This is a genomic window from Psychromonas ossibalaenae ATCC BAA-1528, assembly GCF_000381745.1.
GTDB classification, from domain to species: domain Bacteria; phylum Pseudomonadota; class Gammaproteobacteria; order Enterobacterales; family Psychromonadaceae; genus Psychromonas; species Psychromonas ossibalaenae.
In genome coordinates this window covers 1-7,127 of record NZ_KB907058.1, presented here as the reverse complement: position 1 = coordinate 7,127, position 7,127 = coordinate 1, and the positions used below count along the sequence as shown (strand labels likewise).

General features: G+C 40.6%; 4 protein-coding genes and 2 pseudogenes. 2 read left to right on the top strand and 4 right to left on the bottom strand.

Going from position 1 to position 7,127, the window contains the following annotated elements; genetic code table 11:
- Positions 1-281: pseudogene (locus tag G327_RS0123440) on the bottom strand (transposase); the annotation flags it as partial.
- A 50-nt stretch (positions 282-331) separates the two neighbouring features.
- Positions 332-490, bottom strand: coding sequence for a hypothetical protein (locus G327_RS26995; RefSeq protein ID WP_019617242.1), 159 nt, complete (start codon positions 488-490; stop codon positions 332-334).
- A gap of 368 nt (positions 491-858) precedes the next feature.
- Between G327_RS26995 and G327_RS0123430 the strand changes: the two genes are divergently transcribed.
- Together G327_RS0123430 and G327_RS0123425 are read left to right on the top strand one after the other, a co-directional pair.
- Positions 859-1,884, top strand: coding sequence for a hypothetical protein (locus tag G327_RS0123430; protein WP_157601294.1), 1,026 nt, complete (start codon positions 859-861; stop codon positions 1,882-1,884).
- 104 nt (positions 1,885-1,988) lie between these two features.
- The gene (locus G327_RS0123425; RefSeq protein WP_019617240.1) at positions 1,989-5,141 is read left to right on the top strand and encodes a hypothetical protein; all 3,153 of its coding nucleotides are present in this window, start codon (positions 1,989-1,991) and stop codon (positions 5,139-5,141) included.
- A 350-nt stretch (positions 5,142-5,491) separates the two neighbouring features.
- Here the strand turns inward: G327_RS0123425 and G327_RS0123415 are convergent, their stop codons facing one another.
- Positions 5,492-5,743 carry a YceH family protein gene (locus G327_RS0123415; RefSeq protein ID WP_211217274.1) on the bottom strand — a complete coding sequence of 84 codons (252 nt, stop codon included), beginning with the start codon at positions 5,741-5,743 and terminating at the stop codon, positions 5,492-5,494.
- A gap of 120 nt (positions 5,744-5,863) precedes the next feature.
- Positions 5,864-6,985: pseudogene (locus G327_RS26755) on the bottom strand (ISAs1 family transposase).
- Between the last annotated feature and the right edge of the window lie 142 nt (positions 6,986-7,127).

Below are 7,127 nucleotides of genomic sequence, written 5' to 3'. Positions count from 1 at the left end.
TTGGCAAAGAAGACCGTCGCTTTTTTTAATATTTCACGCTCCATTTCTAAGCGTTTTACTTGAGCTTTTAATTTTCGGATTTCTTCCTGCTCAGGTGTCAGCTTGCCGTTCCCTCTAAATGCATGACCATCATCATTTTCGGCTTCTTTGATCCAGCGACCAAGAATCTGAGCGCTAACCTCTAAGTTTCTTGACGCTTCTGCAATACTGTAATTTTGCTCTCTTACCAGTGAAATGGCATCAAGTTTGAATTCTTTTGAATAGGTTTTACGTTTTTTCATTTAAATCTCCAGTTAAATCAATTATGTCTTAACTGGGTTAGTCGTATCAATTAAACCACGTCAGTTGCTCCTGTCACTAATTTACCTTGCTCCAATGCTTTTTTACGCCAGTAATAAAGAGTTTGTTTCGGCACGTTATATTTTGTAACAAGCTCAGGGCTCATATCGTTAATAACTTTCTGTTTTAATTCTTCTGGATAATTTGTCATATGTTGCTTAGTTAACCTCTTGGATAATTATGAGAACTTAATTAAGTCATCATTGCAACTATTCTGACACTGGGGAAAACAACATTACTTATTTTTAGGTATTTAACCTTTGATTACTTTTAATCCGAGGCTATACTTCTGCAAACTCTAAACTCCCTTATTAAGATAATATTAGAATGAATATATTTACCAAGGTAATCCCATGTATGCTGTTAAGCACAGTAATAACCGCCTGTGTTGATGAGTCCAAGAATATAGGGCCTAAGCCACCTACCGAACCTCCGACTGAACCACCTACTGTCATTCCCCCGCCTACGATACAGCCACCGGTTACACCTCCGCCTATCTTACCACCTACTGTAAATCCGGTGCCCGACTACAAAGTATGTGCTCGCCACGGTACTGAGCCTGCGGCTGCTGACGAAGAGGGGAAAATTAATGTCGGTAAACTAGAGCACTTCAATATACAACTTGATTATCGTAGCTATACAGCGGAAAACGTTGCTCAAGGTAGCATCGATTATTATGAATACGAAGACGCGGATGACGATTCGATTGACAGAATGTGTCTCATGATGGATAGGTTAAAACTTGTTGTCAATGATCCTAGATTTGATGAACGCTTTGTTTCTCAAGTGAATAAGAGCAATCTTGTTGTTGGCCATAACATGTTTCACCATCAGGAGAATGACAAGATTGATGTCAACTTACTGCTAGAGGAAGTGAAAAACCGCGGTGCCTTCGTCTCTTATACGTTATTTTCAAATGATAGAGCAGCAAATGCACATGTTTGTCATCCGCGCATGGGCATTGGTATATATACCTTACCAGGGACTGGTTCTGATGGAAAGCAAGCACCACATAATGCAATGGGGACTTTCTCTCATGAAATGACCCACAATATGGGCTACGGTCATGAAGGTATGGGACAAGCAGGACAAACGGGTAATACGCCGAGTTATGTCGGTGATTTTTTCACTGAAATGTACTTGTTATTAGATAGTGAAGGGGCATTTCAAAACTATACCCCTTACTATGCTGATACAACGGTCTTAGTGGATGTAGAAGATACTGATACGCATCATGTAAACCGTGTTGATCCCGTTTGGATAAAAGAGCAACTGCAAAACATTGACTCTGGCGCTCATCATACAGATCAATACTACGCCAACTTACCCTATGTGATGGATGAGTTGGAGTATCAAATAGAACAAAGAGAAATTGAAGCACAATTCAACGCTGATTATGATGCATCTAAAGATGATACTAGAGAGGAACTAAGTGGGGATTACCCATGGCAAGGCTGTGGAACTCATGAACTGCACCCTGAAACTCATGGCATAAGATGGTCGATGGCCGGTCATGGTTGGTATGAACCACAAGAACCGTTATAAGCTCTTAGATAAACAGATCAACAAAGCGCTATCTTAGTGGCTTGTTGGTAAGTTAGCCAGATTATAGATAACCTGGCTGTTACCTTTACTTTTATGGAATTTTAATGCTAAAAAAAATAATATTAATGCTGTGTTTAATCAGTGCAGGAACACTTGCTAATCCGTCACATTACGTGGTCAACACTGACGACTGGGAAGCATTTGAAAGCGAAGCTTCTCTTGTTGCTGCTTCGCAGTATACAGGTGTTTATGCCTTGGTTGACGCAAACTCTAGCCGTATTGAAATGTATGATGTGCATCAACAGTTAACGGGCTCTATCTCTAAAAGCAAGCTACTAAGCGTGATTGATAGTGACATTTCAAGCCAAGGCCTAGGACTTAAAGGCATAACATTCACTGCCAGTGGCCGATTGATGTACGTCAGCGTACAAACGCGTAATGGACTGGCTGTGGTTCGATATAATATGAACACAGAAGGACTTTCGTTATTTGCTAGTATAGAGGACGAAAACCTCGTAACTGGTGATCATCTTCTTGGTCTCGCTCATCATCAAGGGCGATTGAGTGTAGGTAGCGGAGATGGTTTTATCCATACATTAAGCGCGGGTCGTAATGATTTTACCGGGCAATTATTGCAGAGCGTTTCCGTGGGTAGTGAGCCGGTCACCTCACTTACCTTTGATAGGCAGAATGATGAACTATATGCTGCTTCTGGGGATTTTGTTTATAGTATGAACAATGGAACTGATCCGATCGCGAGAATGAATGATTTAGCGGGTCTGACATATGGTAGAAACTATGGTCGAGATGGCCTTGGTGGGCTTTATCTACTGTCTAACAATCATGATGAAGCAGTGTCTCACTTGAATTTTATTCGTGCTGAAATGCTCCACGGTGAACTCCCTGTTGAAGTGGTGCATTACACCGATGTTGAGTTAACGGCCAATATTGCAGCCACTGCTGATGGTAAAATATTAGCAGCAGCAAGTTCTCCTTACATACTGAGTGATGCAGATGACAATCACTTAACTTATAATGATTGGCTTCAACGTGAATATGACAATTACGTTATCTTCATTCAAAGCCTTGTTTCACCTCCTTATATGGGAGAGGGCTGGGTGGCTGGCTCTAATACGATTCCTGGAACTAATCAGGTAAACCGAGCTGGTGGCGGTGCTTCTGGTTGGGCTATAATTGCACTCATCGGGCATGAAGCTTTAACTGGCGACTCTCAAGAGCAGCGTGTGGGTGAGATTATTAAGCGATTTGCAGGTATGGCTGATGATGGCATTATTCCAGACACGGATAAAGATGGTCAATTTTATTCAAATTATGACTATGAGACTGGTCGGGGCTTTGCTCATGGTGGAGGGGATAATGTTTCTGTTTACGTAACCGGGAAAATTGTTCATGGCGCCATCAGAGCGAAAGAATATTATTCAGATAATGCAGTGATTGTTGAAGCGGCTAACCGTATTATTGGATCACAACGAAACTATTCTGACTACATGAGAGAATACGGTATTGTGGAAATGTCCGGGACGGCTGCTGGTCCATTTCCTCGTTATGATTTAAGAGCTGCATACGGCTATCAGGAAGTGTACTTATTTGCCGAGCTTGCTAGTGGGATGGATCCACTCTCTGCCGTTGCTTATAGTAAGTTTTGGCGTGATTATGAAGGTTATAATTTACAGAAAACCTATTTAACAGAAGAAACAGTCATTAAATATAATATTTCTGCCTTTGTTGAGCAATATGCTCATTACTTATTTAAATCACGACGAGATAGTGAAGGCTGGAGAACGAACTTTAAGCACCTGTACGCCCATTATAGTGCATGGACGGATGATCACTCTTCCGATACTATGACCGTTTTTTCGGCGGGTGGAACACATACAAGCGGCTATTCTGCCGATAAAATCAAATCACACCCCGATACGATTACTCATTTCCCTGCTCTATTAGGTTTTGGAATGTATGGGGATAGTGCGCCAATGGTGGGAGGTTACTTTGCTTATCGAGATGGGCTCACGCAGCAGTTTATCAATACAGATGATTCTCTTGGTGCGAATATCCTTGCTCGCTATTCTAATGAATATCCTGATTTTATGGTAAAGCGTTTGGCATTACCTGATTCTATTTATGGCTTTATGGGCGTTCTTGAACATATGTCGATGATGCAAGAAAAACCAAGTATTATTGACGCGGTTATTGCACGTGATAGCCATCCATCTGACTTTAAAGTGAATCTAAAAAGGAGTACTAATGCCACACCTATATTAGGAGAGCTACAATCAGTACCTCTAGACATTATTAATCATGATTTTTCTGATAAATTATCTGGCTGGACGCAATCAGGTGATTTTAGATTTTATGCGCCAGATGAAGAGTCAGGTGCGATTGAGGGTAATAGCGGTGAGATAAGAAGTAATAAAGAAATTTCATCTGAGTTTGGACGACTTTGGCAAAAAATAGATGCGGCCGAAATTTCTGATATGACTCCTTTTGTAATCAGAGCTGAAGGACGTTTACTTCAAGCTAAAGCACAAGATAATGCTTATTTAAAAATAGTTTGGTATCAAGATAATAAGCTACTGGTTAGCCAAAAAAGTAATGTATTGAATAGCGATGCTTACCCTAGTGAAGGCGCGACACAAGCAGATATTGACTTCAGTTTATTAACATATAAACCAATCGGGGCAACACACGCAATACTGGCTTATGAAGTTGAGCGTAATCTCACATTAGCGCCACGCTATAACCGCTACCTGATTGATAATATTACGATGGTACAAGCTAATCATTTAATGGAAGAAGTGGGAGATTGGGTCGTTGGAGGTGGAACGTTAGATACCGCTGAAGTCTCACAGGAGGAAATTACTCTGTCATTATCAAATGGTACATCTAATGATGAATATGTTGAAGTATATAAAGACTTTAATATTGATACCTCCGATCCGGTAGGTACTCGATACATGATAAATGCAACGGTCGACACACGTGTTAATACGGACTCAGAGTTTTTGATTTACGCCAAGATAATGAATACAAATGGTGTGACTGAAATGCGTCAAGAAGGTGGTGATACGTTACGCTCGAGTGAAAATCAGATTTCTTTGTTTGCTACTCACAGAAAGCTTCAAGATACAGAAAACACTTATAGAGTCGTCTTTAGGTTTAACCGTAAAGGCGGAATGAATGGAGCCGATGAACAAGCGATTATTCGTAATGTAGTGGTAACAAAACAGCATCGATAGATAATGCTGCCCCTGTAAATAACTCTGTGTAACTGCTGTTTTTAAGACGGTCTTCAAACGTAATCATAAGCGATTGAGGGCCGTTTTCCAATTTCTAATCGACATTACCCATTTCTTTGATGCATCCCAATATAGCACGGTAAGCCGACTTTTCATTTTTCATCTGCTTGAAGTGCCGGAGTAATGTGGGTAGTCAGGAGGGTATTTTGTGTTTGTTTATGGCATTCATACTTGACGTATCTTCCCTTCCAGCTCCCTTCGCCACATGCACTTTTCTCCGCCTCCTCAAATAGTCCTAGATCAAAATACGTCATGTGCTTTTAAAAACTAAGATTTGCGTTAGCTTATGCCTATTCAACTAAAGCCGACAAACGAGCTGGCGCTGAATTAGCTTCAGCTTCTATAGATGCAAGCTCTGCTTTAGAAGTATCAGAAAATAGATGAACGAAGCGAGACTCTCTTACTAACTTTTTCACTAACTGTACATTGTTTAAGTTTTGTAGCTGTTCAAGAGCAACTTCATTCACATTGACAAAGTCAGCTAAACGATTAGTGCGGGTGCACAGCTCATCAGCTTTCATGTGTGATACTTTCTTTTTCAAGCATTACGCCGATAACGCGACTTTGCAAAGCAGCCGATCTAAGCGATACAGATAAACACAATCCCTCCAAGTAAACTCAACAGAGAGGCTCTGAAGTTTGTTACTGCGTCCACCCCACGGCTAGCGCATTTTAACCCCTGACTCTAAAAGGGTTGAGCGATAGCCATCATCTAATGACGCCATCTTTTTCTTTGCGGCTATACTCGCCGGTTTTGTCTTATCTTGCTTAAATAAGCCCATCGCCATCTTTCTCATTACATTAAAGGCAAGTGCACCACGGCCTTTTCGAATTCTAGATTCATCTTCTCTAAACGTCATATCGAGCATCCAGTGCATACTTTCAACCTGCCAATGGTTACGGACTGCATGTAGAGCTTGCTCTGCATTTAAGTTCAATGAGCTAATGTACCAACGAGTTTCTGTGGTCTCTTTTCCTGTGGATTTTTCATATACATCAGATGTGACTTTAATAATACTTTTCAACCCAACCCATCGATATTTTTTGTCTAACCATTTTGTATTGATTAGAACTTGCCGACAGGTTCTCTTTTCAATACGACCGTGACCACTATCTATTGCCGTATATTCAACGTAATTATCTGCCGTAAATCCTTCTCGCTGAACTTTGTGCAACCAAGCTTCTAGCTCACTTTGCATACCTGAATGATTACCTTTTAGCGCGAGGATATAATCAGCTTTTTGCTCAATTATCTGTTTTGCTATTTCCTTTTGGCACCCCATAGCATCGAGAGTAACAATACTATTTTCTATATCAAGCATGTTTAACAGCTTAGGAATAGCAGTGATTTCATTCGTTTTAGCGTCAACAGCAACTTGGCCTAAAACAAGCTGATGCTGACAACTCCAAGCGCTAACTGTGTGTAGCGCATTCTTCCTATCTTTTGTTGAGAAAGAGCGCCTTGCAGTCTTACCATCAACCGCAATAACGTCACAGCCTGTGGTTTCTACAAGTGAGGATATCCACGCTTGAAAAGATTGTTCAATTTCACCTGCTTTTAAACGACAGATAACACGAGCAATAGTGTCATGCCGAGGTATCCCGGATTCAAAAGGACGATATTGACGAAGCCAATCAAGTTTTATATGACCGAAGTTTTCAATGTCCTCCTAGCCTTCAGAGCCTGACATAACGGCACTAATAGCTAATAAAAGAATATCAAGTAAATTATGTTTCTTACATCGTTCAATACGAGGGTCAGAGATAGTATCGAAGTATTTCAAAAAAAGTAGCGCCCATTATTATCACCAAATAGCTAATTGTTAGTATATGGTGATCAGATCGCTAGTTGGGAGAAAAGTTCAATTTTTATTTATAATGATCTTGCCGTGATGTTTACTGACGATGCAAACTTATTCATCACCG

Coding starts and splice junctions, on each gene's coding strand:
- G327_RS26995 (WP_019617242.1), bottom strand. CDS start 490: ATGACAAATTATCCAGAAGAATTAAAACAGAAAGTTATTAACGATATG.
- G327_RS0123425 (WP_019617240.1), top strand. CDS start 1,989: ATGCTAAAAAAAATAATATTAATGCTGTGTTTAATCAGTGCAGGAACA.